This is a genomic window from Chitinophaga filiformis (assembly GCF_900102545.1).
In the GTDB taxonomy this organism is placed as follows: domain Bacteria; phylum Bacteroidota; class Bacteroidia; order Chitinophagales; family Chitinophagaceae; genus Chitinophaga; species Chitinophaga filiformis.
The window spans coordinates 161,091-178,969 of sequence record NZ_FNBN01000005.1; the positions used below are offsets into that span (position 1 = coordinate 161,091).

Genomic DNA, 17,879 nt, shown 5'->3' on the forward strand with positions numbered 1-17,879 from the left:
CTCTGATTTGTACAGCAAAGGCATCAACATAGGCCTGGGCATCTCCGGGCCCCATACCTGCGTTTTGGAGGAGAGTTCTGGCTATATTGGGGTAATCCCGGACAAAAAGAAATTCATCGCTGAATGTTCCCCTATGCGGGATTGGGCATGCTCACGGGTTGAATGTTGCTGATTGGCAGCTTCTGTAGAAGGATGGCGATTAGCCGGATTTTCACGATCTTCTCCAAGAGGAATGGCGTGATCTGGCTGAATATGCGCATGGGCAGCCCTGGGGAAATCTGGTAAGCCATAGGCCGCGGCCTGAGCACGTGCTGTTCCGCCATTAATAGTCCGTTCGGCTCTCCGCTCCTCAGGATGAGCGACCCGTTGTCCATCATGTGGCCAGGCCACACTTGTGATTCTTTCACGCTGAGGCATTGCTTGTCCCGCTGTAGGAGGGGGTAAGGGGAATGGAGCACCTACTGCACCCTCTGCTGCATCAGCGGCGGCTAAAAAAAGACCATTAGGCCGGGATGAGGATGCGCCCAAAGAAAGGGGTGGGGCTAATACATTATCCACACGTACTCTGCCCATCGCTGCCAATTCCTGCAAATCATGCTCGGTTGGCTCGCGGCGACCTTCCCAATGTGATTGATTGCTATTCTCATGATGTACCCACCATAACTGGGCGACAGGTGTACCTTGTATCTTATTGGACTGTTTTAATGGAACGCTGTTATTTGCCATTTCCTGGATGGCTTTTAACTGCAGCACCCTGGGGCTATTCATAATAGCCTCCTGCAGCTTACGTTGCATAACAGATTGGGGACGATTGTCGGCAAACATGAAAGCCTGGCTACTCTCACCTTGTATTGGAGCCTCACTATCTGCCGCTGCCCGCTTATTTTGTTCCCCCGATTTGTTTACATGGGTGTCCATTGTTAGATAAGTATTATAGTCTAATGGTATAATAGGGTCGGTTGGTGCTTAGTGGTATTGTGGGAAAGATAAGGCAAAATTCCTGAAAGCCTCATGAAGTTTTTTTAAATAGATTTAACGGGATATAGTGGTGATTGTGATTGTAGTCACGGACACAAATAATCGTAGCATCTACTTTTGCTTCAAAATTATAAGATGAAACAAAGTATGATTTTGCTTCACGGCCTCTTCGGGCAACTTAGCAATTGGGATAGTGTTGTTGAGCAATTTGGAGTGTCCTACAATGTATATGTTCCCGCTTTGCCAATTTATGATACGCCGAAGGATGAGTCGCTTTTTTTTCTGTTGGAATTTCTGGAAGGATTTATAAAGGATAATGACCTGAAGAACGTTATACTGGTTGGTAATTCGCTGGGAGGGCATGTTGCTATTTTATATGCTTCACGTCACAGTTATAATGTTAAAAATCTAATTTTAACCGGCAGCTCTGGCCTATACGAAAATACTAACATGGGGAGTTTTCCTAAAAGGAGCACGGCTGCCTATATTAAGGCAAGAGTTGAATATACATTTCACGACCCGGCTATAGCGACCGAAGCGCTTATTTCACAGGTGTTAAGTATTACAGTAGATTCTCAGAAATGTCTGAGTGTTCTCCGGGTTGCAAAATCCGCTCAGCGTCATTATGTGGCGGATCTTTTACCTCAAATATCTGCGCCAACATTATTAATTTGGGGACGGGATGATAGGATCACGCCGATTCACGTTGCCCGGGAATTTGCAGGCATGATTCCTGATACTAAACTGGTAATACTAAATGAGTGTGGCCATGCTCCGATGATGGAAAAGCCGGAGGAGTTTAATTTTGCATTGCAACATTATTTGCATGAGGGTATTACCAAATAAACTGATAACATATACCACTATGTCACTACCGTCTTATTATCAAAGGCTTATCGTGAAATATCCCCAGGTGTCAGTCGCCGAGTGGCATTTGCTCGATCAACTGGCTACTGTCAGGCATATTAAAAAAGGCGAACACTTTCTGCGGGTAGGAAAAGTAGCGAGATATGCTGCTTTTATTTTATCCGGTCATTTTAAATATAACTTTACCGATGATGAAGGAAGTGAGAAGATCCTGAAATTTGGGTTTACAGATGATTTTCTTACCAACTGTCAAAGTTTTAATAATAATAAGCCTTCTTATCTGAACATTACCGCATTAGAGGATTCTGTGATTTTAAGGTTTAATATTAATAATGTCCGGCCATTGTATGACCTGCACAGCAGCATACTACACGTCAACCTTCAGGTGTATCAGCATATCATGGAGGAACAGGAAGAACATCAGTATATACTATCACTGAAAAGTCCGTTAGAACGGTATCGTTTTCTGATGCGTCATCGTCCTGCAATTATTCAGAAGATCTCTTTGACTAATATCGCCAGGTATCTTTTTACGAGCAGGGAGGCGTTGAGCCGGGCGAGGATTATGGTGACGAAGAAATTAGGCGGGCAGAATTCATGTGGGTCTTTTATGTAAGAACCACGGTATCTTTATATGTTGAGAGGATAGTAATATGGAATATTTCCTGTCTGGCATCTATATGGAAAACGCTATGCGAACAGGACTTATGCTTTCATTGGTACTATTGTTGACCTCTTGCTTCCGTGAATCTATACCTATCAGTTACTTTAATACAGGGGGATTTATTCTGGAAGATACTTCCCGCATTGCAAATGAGTATCTACAGTCTTTCGAGGATGATGGATATCCTGTCTATTACCTTGGACCTTTAAAGGATACTATTAGTATTGGAAGTCGTTATTGGCTACGCCGCGAAAAGAGGTTCAAAGAGTATCCAGAATATTGTATTTTCAAGTATTCAAAGTATAATATATCTATACAGGTAGATACTTTGTTCTCTGCATGCCTGGCGATGGAATACCTTAGTGAAGAGAGGTTAATTGACCGTTATTGCGACTCAAACCGTTATTATCATGCTTCAATGATCAGTATACGTAATACCTCAGATACGGCTATATCCCTGGGTACTTCCTTTAGTATTTCCCATATACACAGGGAGATGCTGAACAGTCGGGGACAATGGATAAAGGTGAATGAGAAATTGTGTGAGCAGTGGTTTTGCGGTACCGGACAGCCTAACCTATATTTGATGCCGGGGGAGGTAATTATATCTAAAATTGGCCATTTTAGTGGGGAATACGCTGTATCTTGTCGTCTGGCACTGGGGCGTTGTCGAGATACTTCTCAGGTATATTCAAATATTTTTACGGAGTGTATAGATGATAGATTGCTGCGTATAGTTGAGGGGAGTTAGAAGGGCAGTGGATCAACGGGCTGGTTTATGGAATATGCTTTCAAAATCGGAACCTCAAAAACGAGTTTCGGCCATGATAATGGAAGCATGGAATAATTCGTGGTTACTGATCGTTAGCTTCTACATGCTTTTATTCGTTTCACTGGGGAGGCTTAGGAGTACGCTTCGGACACGTTAACTGTTTTTTACTTTTGCAGATGGCTGACAACTTATCACCTGAGCTGCTCACTCAAACCGACAATAATACCCTCAGGACCCCGTACATAAGCGAGCCGATACATATCCTCGTATTGCACTACCTCGCCGACCAGTTCGGCGCCATGAACAAGCAGGCGCGCCACCAACTCATCAATGTTATCGACGGCGAGCATAATACGGCGGATGCCAAGCTCGTTTACGGGAGCCTTCTCAGGGCCTGTTCTGATTGCGTCTGGTGTGTGGAACTTGTCCAGCTCGATCCGTCCATGGCCGTCTGGAGTACGCATAAACACGAGCGTAGCACGAACATTCTGAAGGCCAATGAGACGATCTACAGAGGGGCCCTCAACAATCGTTTCACCTTCCAGCTCGAATCCGAGTTCAAGAAAGAAGGCTTTCGTAGCTTCGAGGTTGTCGACAACGATGAGAACGTTGTCCATTCGTAGTAATTTGCTTTTTGACATTGCTTTGCCTCTTTGTAATTTTAAATCTGTAATCTCAATTTAAAGGTTTTTTCAACGCCAGGTAGCCTTAAATAGGAACATTGGCTTAAACGACCTCTTTTTTTGTCCCGGATCGCCCTCATGATATAGAATGTCATCTCTTATTTTTGACTTACACCCTTCAATCAACAAAAAACAATTAAATGAGAACGGTAACATTTGGTATGAATATTAGCATCGATGGTTATTGCGATCACACTAGTTTTAATCCCAGTGAAGATGTTCATGATTATTTTACGGCAATGATGGCCGACGCTGACCTACTCTTTTTCGGCCGTGTCATGTATCAGCTTATGTTTCCCTATTGGTCCGATATGGCAAAAAGTCAATCCGGCACAGAAGATGAAAACAGATTTGCCCAAAGGATTACTGCTATCGATAAAGTTGTTGTTTCACGATCATTAGACAAGGTGGAGGAAAACACACGGATTGTTCGTAGCAACCCTGCAGGGGAACTGTTGAAATTGAAACAGCAACCCGGCAAAAAGATTTCAGTAGACAGTGTAAGCATGCTTCCGGAATTGATAGCAGCGGGCCTTATCGATGAATTTCGTTTAGTTGTCCATCCGGTGCTTGTGGGGAAAGGAAGGCGGTTGCTGGACGCCGGGAGCCTTCAGGAAAACCTTGATTTAAAGCTGGTGGATACAATAGTTTTCAAATCCGGATGTGTGGCACATCACTATGTGAAACAGTGATGGAAATGTTTGCGGGATGCCGGAGTAGCGGATTGTAATTTTCAAGCTGCTTATTATTACCGTGTTCCTACCTCTGAACTTCTTTTGTTTCTATACTCCTGAGGAGAAACTCCCATTGTCTTTTTAAATATCCGCGAAAAGTAATGCTGGTCAAACATACCTACTTCCAGCGCGATTTCCTTGATTCGCTGTTTTGTGAACAGCAGGTATTGACAGGCTTGCTGCATTTTCAGGTGATTGTAATACTCAATAGGAGAGAACCCCGTTTTTTTCCGGAATAACAGGGAAAAATGAGAAGGCGAAAACTGGACATGCTGTGCAATCTTCTCCAGTGTCAGATTCTGATCTACATTCTTCTGCATGTAGTCGATAGCACTATCTATGGTGTCAGTCTCAGTATTATTCATCCGGGATTTATTTTTCTCCTGATAAATAAAGGTCGACAGATAGTGCCAGAGATACATATTGCTATACATCAGATGCTCCATACTATACCCCCGTTCCAGCGGAGTATATATTTCATTGAATAACCGGATTGTTTTTTCACCGTCTGGTATAAATCCGCCGTAACTATTTAAATATTGATGTATTTGTTTTACCCAGTCATCAGCACATTCTCCTTTGAAATGGATCCAGAAGATTGTCCAGGGATTGTCTGCATTGGCTGCATAGGTATGCCTGGTTAAAGCAGGTATAAGATAAAAATCACCTGGCGATATCTTATATTCCTGTTTATCGATGATCATACTACCTTCTCCCTCATGACAATAAATAAGAATATGCTGGTCTGTGCCATGCAAACGTTCCCTATAATGGTAGCGCGCTTTCGGGTAATAGCCAATATCAGTAATGTATAATTTTCTGATCAGTGGATGTGCACTACATTTGTTGTTTAGCACAGATCTTGGAATGATAACGGCCTTCTGCCCCTGGAAGCCGTCCTTTTTTCGCTGCCTCTTTACCATGTTAGTTTTTTAAAAAAAAGTAAGAATGTCCACAAGAATAGTCATATAGTCGCTCCTTATTAAAGTTAAAAAAAGTTTTTTTGTAAAGAAGTCTGATTCTTTGAATCCGTACTGGGCAAACACAGGAACAACTGAAAGTATTAATAAAACATGCCTGAAATGAATAAACACGTTAAACTGATATTGCTGGTGGCAATGATGGCGATTCACGCTGCTGTGCCGGCACAAAACAGGATCTCGCTGGCTGGGAAATGGAAATTCCGGATAGATAGAGACGATCAGGGTATTAAACAGCAATGGTATACCCAACAATTGAAGGACTCCCTGAAATTACCCGGTGCGATGCAATCCCAGGGGTATGGCGATGAGCCTTCTGTCAACACAAAATGGATTGGTGACAGATATGAAGCCTTTCTGAAGGAAGACAAATATGCACCTTACCGAAAGGACGACAACTTCAAATTCCCTTTCTGGCTAACTCCCAAAAAATACTACATGGGGGCTGCATGGTACCAGAAGGTCATTAATATTCCATCACATTGGACCGGGCAACATATTAGTCTTACGCTGGAACGTTGTCATTGGGGCACTACTGTTTATGCAGACAGTCAACTTATCGGAGCGGATAGCAGCCTGGCTACCCCGCATGTATATGACCTAAGCCACCTCAGTCCGGGTAAACATACACTTACTATCCGCGTAGACAACCGTTATCTCTCAGAAGTAGGTATCAATGCCCACAGTGCCAGTGATCAGACACAGGGGACCTGGAATGGTATTGCGGGAGACATTGTGCTGGAAGCCGGGAGTCCCGTTTTTGTAAAGCAGGTGCAGGTTTATCCTGATATCCTCAACAGGAATATTCAGCTTAAAATAGTCCTCGGCCGTACCGGTAATGCGACTTCAGCAGGCAGTCTTTCTATATCCGTAGATAAGTTACCTGCCTTAAAGCAATCTTTCAGCAAGGATGACAGTTCCTTATCATTCACTTATCCAATGGGCGATCATCCTGCATTATGGGATGAATTTAATCCTAAACTGTATCAACTCACAGTACAACTACAAACAGCGGATAAAAAAAGCATAGATAGTAAAAAGGTTAGTTTTGGAATGCGTAGTGTGGGGACTGCCAACTCAAAAATTACGGTCAATAATCATCCTATATTCCTGCGGGGAACACTGGAATGCGCTATCTTTCCGTTAACGGGTTACCCGCCTACGGATACTGCTGCATGGGCACGGATTTTCCGCATTATAAAGGCACATGGCCTCAATCATATGCGTTTTCATTCATGGTGTCCGCCGGAAGCCGCATTTACGGCTGCGGATCATGCTGGCGTATATCTTTCTGTGGAGGTAGATTGCTGGGCAAGAGTAGGAGATGGACTTTCTGTAGATAACTTCCTGTATGAAGAAAGCAACCGGATCATTGCTGCTTATGGTAATCATCCTTCTTTTTTGATGATGGTACCTACTAATGAACCTGCAGGAGGTAAAAACCGCGACCCGTATCTGGCCGCATTCGTAAACTATTGGAAAAACAAAGATAAACGACGCCTTTATAGTGCCGGTTCTGGATGGCCGGCCATTGCAGAAAACGATTATCATGTGCTGCCGGAACCGCGTATTCAGGCCTGGGGCGAAGGACTTAACAGCGTCATTAATGCCAAGGCTCCTAATTCACAGTTTAACTTTAAAGAAAAGCTCAAAGACAACAAACCGGTTGTAGCGCATGAAATAGGACAGTGGTGTGTATATCCTGATTTCACAGAACGAAAGAAATATACTGGTCTGTTACAGGCACGCAATTTCGATATCTTCTACGACTTCATGAAGAAAGAACACCTGCAGTCGCAGGCACATGATTTTCTCATGGCTTCCGGAAAGTTGCAGGCCTTGTGTTACAAAGCAGATATAGAAGCTGGTATGCGTACTGATTATGCAGGTTACCAGTTACTGGACCTGCATGATTTTCCCGGTCAGGGTACTGCACTGGTGGGCATTCTGGATCCTTTCTGGAATAGTAAGCCATATTTCACACCGGCAGCCTTCCACCGTTTTTCTTCTGCTACAGTGCCACTTGCAGTGATCAGTAAGTTTACATGGAAGAACTCAGAAGTATTTACAGCTGATGTACAGATTGCCCATTTCGGAAAAGAGCAGTTGAAGAAAATACCGGTAAAATGGAAGATTACCGGCAATAACAAACGGGTGATAGCGAATGGCGTTTTATCTGCGAACCTCGACTGGAAGAATGATAACCCCGCAGGTAATATCTCCTGTAAACTTTCTGGTATCAGCAAAGCGGAAAAGCTCAACCTGGAAATCATAGTGGATGGATTAGGTGCAAATGACTGGGACTTCTGGGTATATCCTGATATGGTAGATGTGCAAACCGGTAGTGACATCACTGTTACAGATGAACTTACACCTGCCATATCTGAAAAGTTGCAGGCCGGTGCTACTGTACTGTTACAATTAAACAATAAGATCACTGAAAAGAAAGGAGCTGCTATTAAAACAGGGATGTCAGCGATCTTCTGGAATACGGCATGGACCGAAGGACAGGCTCCCCATACATTGGGTATTCTATGTGATCCGTCATCACCTCTTTTTAATGATTTTCCAACGGAATACCATTCTAACTGGCAGTGGTGGGATATCATTCATACTGCGCAGCCGATGCACCTGGACAATTTCCCTGCTGAATTAAAACCCTCTGTACAACTAATAGATACCTGGTTTGAAGCGAGGAAGCTGGGTATATTGTTTGAGGCAAGGGTAGGAAAGGGAAAGATAGTAGTGACTTCTATCGATCTGCAGCATGATCTGGACACAAGGTTAGCTGCGAGACAGCTTTATCATAGTTTGCTGTCATACATGCAAACAAAAGCATTTAATCCTGTAGTTGCCGTCAGACCAGAACAAATACAGGAACTGTACAAGTAAATAAAAGTCTACATCAGGTATCTGAATACAAGAAACCCGTATCAAGTGCGATACGGGTTTCTTGTATTTTGCCGATGAAAGGCCGTGGGCGTCTATAAAAGGGTCAATTATTTCCAGTATGAATTCTGTTCTGCCTTAGAATTAGAATTTATCTCGTCCTGTGGTATCGGGAAATAATCATGTTTGTTAACCACGTAAAACTGCTTACCTACTTTATCACTGTTGGTCAGTTCCTGTTGCAATAAGCCCCATCTCTTCAGATCATAAAAGCGCTGACCTTCGCGTGCAAATTCAAGCATCCGCTGGTGTCTGATCTCTGCCATCATTTTGGTGTCGTCCAGGCCGGCAATCAATGCAGGTAACTGCGCCCTGCTGCGAACCTGGGTGATATATGGATAGGCATCAGCCGGCCTGCCCTGCATCGTTACTGCCTCGGAAAGCAGCAATAATACATCTGCATACCGGAGTGCTTTTTCATTAATGCTGGAAGTATAACTACCGCCATTGCTACCAGTAAGCTCATTATCTTTTGTATAGTTCTGGTATTTCTTAAACATGGATTTATAACCGAACTGTAAGCTGAAAGCGCTGAACGGTTTGTTATAAAAGGTAGCCCCCGGATAATCCCACATCAGTGTCGCATACATTCTCGGATCAAGCTCGCCGGCAGTAGTTTTTTCCTTTTGAAATTCATTGAACAACTTGTCTGTAGGACTCACCTCAAACCAACCGGAGACTTCCGAAGGGGCAAACTCCTGTGCGGTAGTAACGCCGATCGATTCATTTGCATTTTCGCCTGCCCAGGGATTAGTACCACCCACATCAGCCAACTGGATCTCAAAAAGGGACTCTATATTATTATCATTTACAACAGTGAAATTATCGCCGTAGTTGGGCATTAGCTGATAAGTGAAAGGCGCAAGAGTTAACTGTTTTAAGGCAGCTTCAGCATTGGGCCAGTCTTTAAGATACACGTAAGACTTACCGAGGAAACCAAGTGCGGCACCTTTGGTGGCCCTACCCAGGTCTGCGGCGGAATAAGAGACTGGCAGGCCGGCAGCTGCTTCAGTGAAATCTTTTATTACCTGTGCCCAGATCTCGGTCTCTGGAGAAACAGGAATAAAATAATCAGCAGTTGAAGCCGGGATGGTGATCCTCAAAGGAACAGCACCAAAATTTACAGCCAGGATATAGTAGTTCAGGCCGCGCAGGAATTTTGCTTCCGCAATGTACTGTTTCTTCTTGGTGTCGTCTAAACCGCCAACCTTGTCAATGTTCGCCAGGATCTGGTTCGCCCGGAAAATAGCCCGGTAAGAGATATTAAACACATTGTTGGCAGCGGAATTATCCGGTGTATTGGTAAAGGTGGAAAGCTGGTATAAGTAACTCACATCATTTCTGATGAAGAAATCATCTCCTCTTCCATTGGAAAGTTCAACACCTCTTACTCCCCAGTAACCACCATCTACATTCTTGAACAGACTATAGGTTGCTGCGAAGGCGCTTTGTACATCCGCTTCATTTCTCCAGAATGTTTCAGTAGTGATCTTGTTAGGGTTAGTAAGATCCAGCTCTTTGCTTGAACAGCCTGCTATAACAACCGTTGTTGCTATTGCAAAAAATATCTTATTCATGATGAATGATTTAATTATAATGATAACTGAATACCGAACGATACTACACGGGCAAGAGGATAGGCAACATGCCCGAAGTCGACGCCTCTGTCCAGGATACTGCCTGTTCTGCCGATATCCGGATTGTAGCCACTGTAATTCGTTATGGTAAATAAGTTATCTGCGCTGATATAAGCGCGCATAGAGGTGATCTTAAATTTATTGTTCAGGATTTCGGGGATAGTATAACCTATCTGTAACGTTTTAAGGCGAAAATAAGAACCGCTTTCGAGGAAGCGGGAAGAGGTCTGTGTATTAAAGTTTGGATCATTGATAACGGCTCTCGGAATGTTGGAGTGATTGGTAGGTGTCCATGCATTCAAAGTTGCGCGGGAATAATTAAACTCCAGGTTCATCCCTTCAAGATCCTGTCTTAAGCCATTATATATTTTATTGCCGGAAGTTCCCTGCATAAATATGTTCAGGTCAAAATTAAAGGCGGATAGATTCGCTCCAAGTCCGTACTCAAACTTAGGAAAGGGGCTGCCGCAATTCACTCTGTCAGCATTACTGATGCTGCCGTCGCCGTTCGCATCAAGGAACTTAATGTCTCCGGCAGATGCATTTGGCTGGATCACCTTCCCGCTTTTATCCCTGTAAGCATTCACCTCTTCCTGTGATTGGAAGATGCCTGTTGCTTTGATCAGGTAAAAAGCACTCACCTGGCCACCAGCTTCGGTAAGTGTGGTAGATGCACCGTGGTGGGTTGGCTGTCCGCCAAATATCTGCTGGGATCCCGTGCCCAATTCAATCACTTTATTCTTAATAGAAGAGAATGTTCCATACACAGAGTAATTCAATACACCTGCCTTATTGCCATAGTTGATACCCAGCTCAAAGCCTTTGTTTTGCAAGATGCCTGCATTCACGGTAGGGTTTTCAGAAGAACCGGCGGAACCGGGAATGGGAACCTCTAATAGTACATCGGTGGTCCTTTTTGTAAAGTAATCAGCGCTCATATTCAGTTTACCGTTCAGGAAACCTGCGTCAATACCGGCGTTGATTGTTTTTGTATTTTCCCATTTGATATTAGGAGAGGCAAAAGCCGTCTGGATAGCACCAAACCATTTCTGCTGAGCTGCACCTATTACATAATTGATGTTGGAGGCGATGGCCGCACTATACTGGTAATCGCCAATTTCCTGGTTGCCCAGTATACCATAGCTACCTCTTATTTTCAGAGAAGATAACACCCTGGGATCTGCACGAAAGAATTTTTCATTGGACAGGTTCCACCCCACAGCAACAGATGGGAAGTTCCCGTACCTGTTGGCTTTGCCGAAGCGTGAAGAACCATCTCTTCTGAAGCTGGCGGTGAGCAGGTACCTGTTATCATAAGAATAGATCACACGTCCCAGTTGTGATAAGAGTACACTTTCAGTACTGTTACCACCTACTGTCGCTGCACCGGAAGCAGCGTCGAGTTCTTTTATTCCATCAGGGAGATTTGTTTTACTGGCAAGCCAGTAATTATATTTGAGTCGCTGGTAGGCGTATCCCGCCAGCAGCTGGATACTATGTTTCCCGATATCTTTATTATAGTTCAGCGTATTTTCCAGCATTACCAGGTTGGTGCGCTCTTTGGTCTGACTGAGGTCATTGGTGGCATGTGCAAAAAGGCCGCCAACCACATAGCGCCGCTGGTAATCGTCTGTATTACCGAAAGAGTTGGTGTATCCCACATTGAATTTATACTTTAAATTGGGGAGAATGGAAACTTCCGCAAAAGCATTCGCCAGAATAGAAGTCAGTTCGTAACTGATATCTTCAAGATGTAACTGTGCTACCGGATTGGCTACATTAACAACTGGTCCTGATGCTCCGGAATAGCCACCCAGTGCAGTGGAATCATAGATGTTAAATACCGGGATCATCTTTGTTGCGGAACCTACAGGATTACCTCCCTGGCCGCCCCAGCCTCCCGGCATGCGGATCCATCTTTCTCTTGTCAGCAGTAATGTTTCACCAATCTTCAGACGTCCTTTGGTGGCTTCTGATTTCACGCGTGCACCATAACGTTTGTAGCCTGTTACATCCACGATACCATCCTGGTCAGTGTATTGCCCTGACATGCTGTACTTTGCGGTTTCACCGCCACCACTTACACCCAGGTAATACTGCTGAATAGGCGCCGTTCTGTAAATGGCGTCCTGCCAGTCAGTTCCTTTCCCCAGCTGTGACGGATCAGCGGCAATAGCCAGTCGTGGCAGACCAGCTGCATCATGTGCAGCATTACTTACCGTGGCCCATTCAGATGCATTCAGCACGTCATACTTTTTGAGGATCTTCTGGAAGCCTACATTGGTATTGAACTGGATAAGGGCTTTGCCTGGTTTACCTGATTTAGTGGTTACCAGCACAACTCCATTCGCAGCCCTTGATCCATAGATAGCGGCAGCGGAAGCATCTTTCAATACATCCATCGACTCAATATCTCCGGGGGCAACATTATTGATGTTGGCTACCTGTACACCATCTACAATATAGAGGGGATCAGCATTATTGAATGTTCCTACACCCCTTATCAGGATGCGGGTACCGGAACCTGGATCACCCCCAGCCGATTCTACTGTTACACCAGGTAATTTACCCTGCAATGCGCGCCCCACATTACTAACGCCTTCTGTCTTAATATCTGCGCCTTTTAAAGATGCAATGGCCCCGGTAAGATCCTTTCGTTTTACCGTACCATATCCGATCACAACTACTTCATTTAAACCGGAAACACTGCGTTTGATGGGAATGTCGTAGGAGGAAGCATCTTCCACTTTCACTTCAATAGTTCCATACTCCATGGAAGAAATAATAAGTGTGCTGCCTTTGGCGGCATCAATCGTAAAGACTCCTTTATCATCGGTTACAGCTCCTTTTGAGGAGCCCTTAACACGAACAGAAGCTCCGAACACAGGTTCCTTATTATCAGCATCTGTTATTTTACCGGATATCTTTTTTTGTGCATCTGCCGCCAGGAACGAAAAGAGAAATAATAGCAGCATGATTGGTTTACACCCGGCTCGAGGTGAGAAGTTCACACCGTGGAAATTTGTCATACGGAAATTGGATTTAGTGATTTTGGCGATAGTTTACATAACGTGTGCTAAAGGTAATTTTTATTGAATAGCCGGATAGGGACTTTTCAATTTTTTATGTGGATAATCTTATTAACTAACCCCTATAGATAAGCATGATGTCTTAATGACACCATTTTTAAACTACTTAATAAGATTTTTACAGAGGGATAATATTTCCAGCTACAAACCTGCCGCTTACCCGATGGGCAGTTATTTTTTTGCGCCGGGCCTGGACGAAACAAAACCTGATCCTATGATAAATGGTCATCAGGAATGGCTGGAAGGGTTGGTGGCAATAGCGAAGAAAAAAAGGTGTTAAGCAGACGGTTTACCGGGTTTCATTAATGCTATCTTGTCTGCCGCGTCATCAGTTCCGTTATTCATGATGCGATTTGCCAGCACTTCTTTCCATAAATATTTTCTGCCTTGCGCTGCCTGTCCTACCGAAAGGTAATACTTGCCTAAAAATGTGCAGGCATCGCGTACAGGACCCTGCTCTTCAAAACCGGTGCTATCAGCTAAAAGATGATACCAGGAGCGTGATTCTTCTTCTTTTCCAATTTGCTGATAGTATCCGGCAATTTCCCGGTGGAGATCGGGTTGAAACTGTCCACTATTCCGGTAAGCCTCAATTGCCTTTTCTGTAAGCTCAGACAATTCCTGATCAGCAAGACTAGTCATCAGCCAGAGTAGTGTATTATCCGGCTGTTTAAATCGTTGTGGTTCTTTTGCTGCGAGGTTCCTCAGTAATGTTTTCGCCTCGCCTTTATGTGTACCAAAGGTCTGCTCCTGGTAATGGAGTGTCATTGCCTGCGGAAAGAGCAGATCAAAGCCATCTGCTTTCAGCTTATTCCTGGCCACAAAATGATTTAAAAAGGATACTGCAAAAGGAGAGTTCATCAGATTACCATAGCCCAGCCGGAATGCCTCGGAAGCCGGTACCGCATTGCAGAACAAAATGAAGGTCAGCCGCTGTGAGGGAACGCGCACAATCAATGCCGCAAATGAATCGCCATATCCATAATGCCAGTGGATCTGCTGATCTTCAAATAACTGAGTGGCCCAGCCAATACCATAGGGATGCGTCTTTCCTTGCGGTGTTACTGTAGGTGTGGTGATCCTGGTATAAGTGTCCTTGCTGATCAGCAGGTTATTGTCCAGTGCATTGGTGTATTTAGCCAGGTCTTCCAGCGAGGTAAACAGGTTTGTTGAAGGATATAAAATCGTCTGCGTAGCCTGGTTTTTATCCGGAATGGAAAAGTTGCCGGTCGCTTTATCCAGCTTGTATGTGGTAATGATCCTGGAAGGATCCAGTGCTTTATCTTTAGGGTATCCCGGATATGTGTGCTGCATTTCTAAAGGAGTAATAACCCGCTTCTTCATTTCCTCAGCAAATGCTTCATAGTGTGTGGTGTTCCCGCTTACCTGCTCGTAAACGCCATACACAAAATTATACCGGCCACCGTTGTAAATATATTCCGTCCCTGGTACTCCTTCAGATGTATGACTCAGCGCGTGCCAGATGCGGACATCAGGACTGGGAAGTCGCTCCGGCGTAAAGCCAACGGATAGAAAAGGGTAGTCCAGGATATAGTCGTCCAGAGACGCTTTTCCTTCCTGGTGATACTGGGCCATCACCACTGCGGCAAAGGTTTTGGTAAGGGATGCCACAGGAAATATCATGTCCTGACGCATGGGTACTTTACGGTCAAGGTCAGCAAGGCCCTCGCACTGCACATAACTCAAATGGCCATCTTTGACTACCGCTGCCAGCATTCCGGGAATCCGGAGCGTTTGCATGGCTTGTTTTAGGTCCGAACGCAGTTGATCAGAGGGAGATCCTGCAATAGCGGGGATGCTTTCTGTTATCAGACCAGTGGTCAGTAAGCCTGTAGTGATCAGAGAGGATTGTTTGAGAAAGGTGCGGCGCGAGGTCATGATAGTTGGGTATACTTTAGGTTCTCTTAAATCTACGGAATTTTATTTAGTTGTTGCAGGCTGTGATTTTACTTCCGCCTTTTATACACCCTCATCGCAAAGAAATAAGCCACAATCATAATTGCAATGCACCATGCAAGGGCAACCCATATTGTATTGCCTACCGGCTGATTGAAAAGTAGTGCACGAATGGTCTCTACGATTGAAGTCACTGGTTGGTTCTCGGCAAAGGCGCGGACACCTGCCGGCATCGTTTTGGTTGGTACAAACGCTGAGCTGATTAACGGCAGGAAGTGAATAGGATAAGCAATTGCACTCGCGCCATCTACAGATTTGGCAGACAATCCCGCAATCGCTGCGATCCATGTCAGGGTCAGTGTAAACAGCGCGAGTATACCACCAACAGCAAGCCATGATAATACTCCTGCCGGTGAGCGGAAGCCCATAATGAGCGCAACAATAATAATTACAGTGATTGAAATTATATTAGATACAAGTGAAGTCAGTACATGTCCCCACAGTGCAGCAGAACGTGCAATCGGCATGGAGTGGAAACGTTCGAATATCCCCCGTTGTATATCAGTAAACAGGCGAAAGGACACATAGCCTATACTATTTGCAATGGCCATTAGCAGTATACCGGGCAACAGGTAATTTACATATTTGTCTGTGCCGCTCTGAATAGCGCCGCCCAGCACATAAACGAACAAAAGCATAAGCGCAATCGGCATAATGGTGACTGTGATGATAGTGTCCATACTGCGGGAGACATGGCGCATGGAACGGCCAAGCATAACACCCATATCTCTGAAATAATAGTTCTTTATCGTTTCCATTTTTACGTTTTATTTTTTACCAATAATTGAAAGGAAGATATCCTCCAGTGTAGGCTGTTTTTCAATGTATTCAACTTTTGCAGGCGGGAACAACTTCTTCAGCTCTGCGAGCGTACCGTTCACAATAATCTTACCCTCATGAAGAATGGCAATTCTATCTGCCAGCTGTTCCGCTTCTTCGAGATATTGTGTGGTTAAGAAAACAGTCGTTCCATTGTCAGCAAGCTCTTTGACGATCTTCCAGACTTCAATACGCGCCTCGGGATCAAGTCCGGTGGTCGGTTCATCAAGGAAAATAAGGGCTGAATTTCCAACAAGGCTCATGGCAATGTCGAGCCTGCGGCGCATACCGCCTGAATAGGTAGAGCTCTTGCGGTCGGCAGCATCGATCAACCCGAAGCGAGTAAGCAGATCCTCTGCTACCTGGCGCGGATTGTCGAGGTGGCGTAGCCTGGCGATCATCACAAGATTTTCCCGTCCGGTCAATACGTCGTCCACGGCGGCAAACTGGCCTGTCAGACTAATTGATTGCCGCACATTGTCGGGTTTTGATATCACATCAAATCCATTTACTGTTGCTTCTCCACTGTCTTGTTTCAACAGCGTGCTGAGGATTTTAACAATTGTTGTCTTGCCTGCGCCGTTGGAGCCAAGCAGCGCGAAAATGCTACCTTTTTCCACTTCAAAATCTACGCCTTTCAGGACATGGAGCTCCCTATAGGACTTGTGCAGTCCTTTTACTTGAATTGAGTTTTTCATATTCTCCTCCTTAAATAATTGTAACTTTTGATAAATCGACGACCTGTAAGCCCTTCAATGCGGCATAGGTCAGCTTATCCATTGTAGCGCCGTCGAAGCAGATGGTTTTGACAGCCTGGTAAGATTTGTTTGTCAGGGAAAAGGGTAGCGTGAAGGACACGTTCCTGAGTGTTGCTCCCCTAAATGAAACGTCGTTCAGGGCGGATTTATCAAACTTGACACCGATGAAGGTCTGCCCGTCAAAACAGATTCCCCGCAGGTCACAATGGTTGAAATCAACACCGTCAAAGACACAGTTCTCAAAGGTTGTTTTTCTAAGGTCAGTTTTGGTCAGCCTGACATCGACCAGGTTTACATCTATGAATTTTGCGCCTTGCCCTGACATGTTCAGGATCATGCGTACAAGAATAGATTTACGGAAGCTTGCATCCGTGAGGTCGGTAACGGAAAAGTTGCAGTCTGTCAGATTCGCACCGTCAAAACTAGCCTCACGAGCATCGATAACATCAAACGAGCTACCGGTCAGGTCGGCGCCTGCAAAGTTGGCACCGCGTAATGGGCTTGCTTTGAATTTTCCTTTGTGTAGAATGACACCTGCGAAGTCACTCTTTTCCAGATCGACCGCGGTAAGGTTTATCTGTACCTGGCGCTCTGGCGAGCGGGAGAGACTGGTATCTTCCTGTGCTGTTTGTTCAGTGTCGCCAATACCGTTAGTAGACGTCCTGGAAGCCCCTTCATTATTTTCTGAGAAGTAATTAAGGTCAACACCCAGGATCTCCGCAAGGCGGTTAAAAGTGGTAATATCAGGCATTGATTCCCCGCGTTCCCATTTTCCGACTGCCTGTGGGCTGATAAATAGTAGTTGAGCAAGTTTCGCCTGAGACATATTTACTTTCTTTCGTGCCTGGGCAATTTTGCTGCCGATTATCTTGGTATCCATACGTGCTGTCTTTTGTTTTTTTTGACATAGCAAAGATATTTGGGATCATTCCTACAATCAGCAAAAGGGCAGAAACTATTAGTTGTAAGATA

14 protein-coding genes are annotated in these 17,879 nt (G+C 44.7%); 5 read left to right on the plus strand and 9 right to left on the minus strand.

The window, feature by feature from the left end:
* Nucleotides 1–81: 81 nt before the first annotated feature.
* Nucleotides 82–918, minus strand: coding sequence for a hypothetical protein (locus tag BLR32_RS20870; RefSeq protein ID WP_089834801.1), 837 nt, complete (start codon nucleotides 916–918; stop codon nucleotides 82–84).
* Between the two features lie 195 nt (nucleotides 919–1,113).
* On the opposite strand from BLR32_RS20870, the gene BLR32_RS20875 reads away from it, so the two are divergent.
* The 3 genes from BLR32_RS20875 to BLR32_RS20885 all read left to right on the plus strand — a co-directional run bounded on the left by BLR32_RS20875 (nucleotide 1,114) and on the right by BLR32_RS20885 (nucleotide 3,260).
* Nucleotides 1,114–1,824, plus strand: a complete 711-nt coding sequence (locus BLR32_RS20875) for an alpha/beta fold hydrolase (RefSeq protein ID WP_089834802.1) — start codon at nucleotides 1,114–1,116, stop codon at nucleotides 1,822–1,824.
* A gap of 19 nt (nucleotides 1,825–1,843) precedes the next feature.
* Nucleotides 1,844–2,461, plus strand: coding sequence for a Crp/Fnr family transcriptional regulator (locus BLR32_RS20880; protein WP_089835072.1), 618 nt, complete (start codon nucleotides 1,844–1,846; stop codon nucleotides 2,459–2,461).
* A gap of 76 nt (nucleotides 2,462–2,537) precedes the next feature.
* On the plus strand, nucleotides 2,538–3,260 hold the full coding sequence (locus BLR32_RS20885; protein ID WP_143011534.1) for a hypothetical protein: 723 nt from the start codon (nucleotides 2,538–2,540) through the stop codon (nucleotides 3,258–3,260).
* A gap of 212 nt (nucleotides 3,261–3,472) precedes the next feature.
* Here BLR32_RS20885 and BLR32_RS20890 read toward each other — a convergent pair whose 3' ends face one another.
* Entirely contained in the window at nucleotides 3,473–3,898 is a 426-nt protein-coding gene (locus BLR32_RS20890; protein ID WP_245705482.1) for a VOC family protein, read from the minus strand.
* Between the two features lie 206 nt (nucleotides 3,899–4,104).
* Between BLR32_RS20890 and BLR32_RS20895 the strand changes: the two genes are divergently transcribed.
* Nucleotides 4,105–4,656 carry a dihydrofolate reductase family protein gene (locus BLR32_RS20895; protein ID WP_089834805.1) on the plus strand — a complete coding sequence of 184 codons (552 nt, stop codon included), beginning with the start codon at nucleotides 4,105–4,107 and terminating at the stop codon, nucleotides 4,654–4,656.
* 56 nt (nucleotides 4,657–4,712) lie between these two features.
* On the opposite strand, the gene BLR32_RS20900 is transcribed toward BLR32_RS20895, so the two are convergent.
* Nucleotides 4,713–5,621, minus strand: coding sequence for an AraC family transcriptional regulator (locus tag BLR32_RS20900; RefSeq protein ID WP_089834806.1), 909 nt, complete (start codon nucleotides 5,619–5,621; stop codon nucleotides 4,713–4,715).
* A gap of 159 nt (nucleotides 5,622–5,780) precedes the next feature.
* Between BLR32_RS20900 and BLR32_RS20905 the strand changes: the two genes are divergently transcribed.
* Nucleotides 5,781–8,570: a sugar-binding domain-containing protein gene (locus tag BLR32_RS20905; RefSeq protein WP_176842371.1), complete on the plus strand. Its 2,790-nt coding sequence runs from the start codon at nucleotides 5,781–5,783 to the stop codon at nucleotides 8,568–8,570.
* 107 nt (nucleotides 8,571–8,677) lie between these two features.
* Here BLR32_RS20905 and BLR32_RS20910 read toward each other — a convergent pair whose 3' ends face one another.
* From BLR32_RS20910 to BLR32_RS20940, 6 genes are all read right to left on the minus strand, one after another.
* Entirely contained in the window at nucleotides 8,678–10,204 is a 1,527-nt protein-coding gene (locus BLR32_RS20910; RefSeq protein WP_089834808.1) for a RagB/SusD family nutrient uptake outer membrane protein, read from the minus strand.
* 14 nt (nucleotides 10,205–10,218) lie between these two features.
* Nucleotides 10,219–13,293: a SusC/RagA family TonB-linked outer membrane protein gene (locus tag BLR32_RS20915; protein ID WP_089834809.1), complete on the minus strand. Its 3,075-nt coding sequence runs from the start codon at nucleotides 13,291–13,293 to the stop codon at nucleotides 10,219–10,221.
* Between the two features lie 336 nt (nucleotides 13,294–13,629).
* Complete coding sequence (locus BLR32_RS20925) at nucleotides 13,630–15,252, minus strand: serine hydrolase domain-containing protein (RefSeq protein ID WP_089834811.1); 1,623 nt, start codon at nucleotides 15,250–15,252, stop codon at nucleotides 13,630–13,632.
* A 68-nt stretch (nucleotides 15,253–15,320) separates the two neighbouring features.
* The gene (locus BLR32_RS20930; RefSeq protein WP_089834812.1) at nucleotides 15,321–16,088 is read right to left on the minus strand and encodes an ABC transporter permease; all 768 of its coding nucleotides are present in this window, start codon (nucleotides 16,086–16,088) and stop codon (nucleotides 15,321–15,323) included.
* Nucleotides 16,089–16,097: 9 nt separating this feature from the next.
* Entirely contained in the window at nucleotides 16,098–16,847 is a 750-nt protein-coding gene (locus BLR32_RS20935) for an ABC transporter ATP-binding protein (protein ID WP_089834813.1), read from the minus strand.
* A gap of 10 nt (nucleotides 16,848–16,857) precedes the next feature.
* Nucleotides 16,858–17,787 (minus strand): pentapeptide repeat-containing protein, encoded by a 930-nt coding sequence (locus tag BLR32_RS20940; protein WP_089834814.1) that lies wholly within the window; start codon nucleotides 17,785–17,787, stop codon nucleotides 16,858–16,860.
* Nucleotides 17,788–17,879 lie beyond the last annotated feature (92 nt).

Coding starts and splice junctions, on each gene's coding strand:
- BLR32_RS20870 (WP_089834801.1), bottom strand. CDS start 918: ATGGACACCCATGTAAACAAATCGGGGGAACAAAATAAGCGGGCAGCG.
- BLR32_RS20875 (WP_089834802.1), top strand. CDS start 1,114: ATGAAACAAAGTATGATTTTGCTTCACGGCCTCTTCGGGCAACTTAGC.
- BLR32_RS20880 (WP_089835072.1), top strand. CDS start 1,844: ATGTCACTACCGTCTTATTATCAAAGGCTTATCGTGAAATATCCCCAG.
- BLR32_RS20885 (WP_143011534.1), top strand. CDS start 2,538: ATGCGAACAGGACTTATGCTTTCATTGGTACTATTGTTGACCTCTTGC.
- BLR32_RS20890 (WP_245705482.1), bottom strand. CDS start 3,898: ATGGACAACGTTCTCATCGTTGTCGACAACCTCGAAGCTACGAAAGCC.
- BLR32_RS20895 (WP_089834805.1), top strand. CDS start 4,105: ATGAGAACGGTAACATTTGGTATGAATATTAGCATCGATGGTTATTGC.
- BLR32_RS20900 (WP_089834806.1), bottom strand. CDS start 5,621: ATGGTAAAGAGGCAGCGAAAAAAGGACGGCTTCCAGGGGCAGAAGGCC.
- BLR32_RS20905 (WP_176842371.1), top strand. CDS start 5,781: ATGAATAAACACGTTAAACTGATATTGCTGGTGGCAATGATGGCGATT.
- BLR32_RS20910 (WP_089834808.1), bottom strand. CDS start 10,204: ATGAATAAGATATTTTTTGCAATAGCAACAACGGTTGTTATAGCAGGC.
- BLR32_RS20915 (WP_089834809.1), bottom strand. CDS start 13,293: ATGACAAATTTCCACGGTGTGAACTTCTCACCTCGAGCCGGGTGTAAA.
- BLR32_RS20925 (WP_089834811.1), bottom strand. CDS start 15,252: ATGACCTCGCGCCGCACCTTTCTCAAACAATCCTCTCTGATCACTACA.
- BLR32_RS20930 (WP_089834812.1), bottom strand. CDS start 16,088: ATGGAAACGATAAAGAACTATTATTTCAGAGATATGGGTGTTATGCTT.
- BLR32_RS20935 (WP_089834813.1), bottom strand. CDS start 16,847: ATGAAAAACTCAATTCAAGTAAAAGGACTGCACAAGTCCTATAGGGAG.
- BLR32_RS20940 (WP_089834814.1), bottom strand. CDS start 17,787: ATGGATACCAAGATAATCGGCAGCAAAATTGCCCAGGCACGAAAGAAA.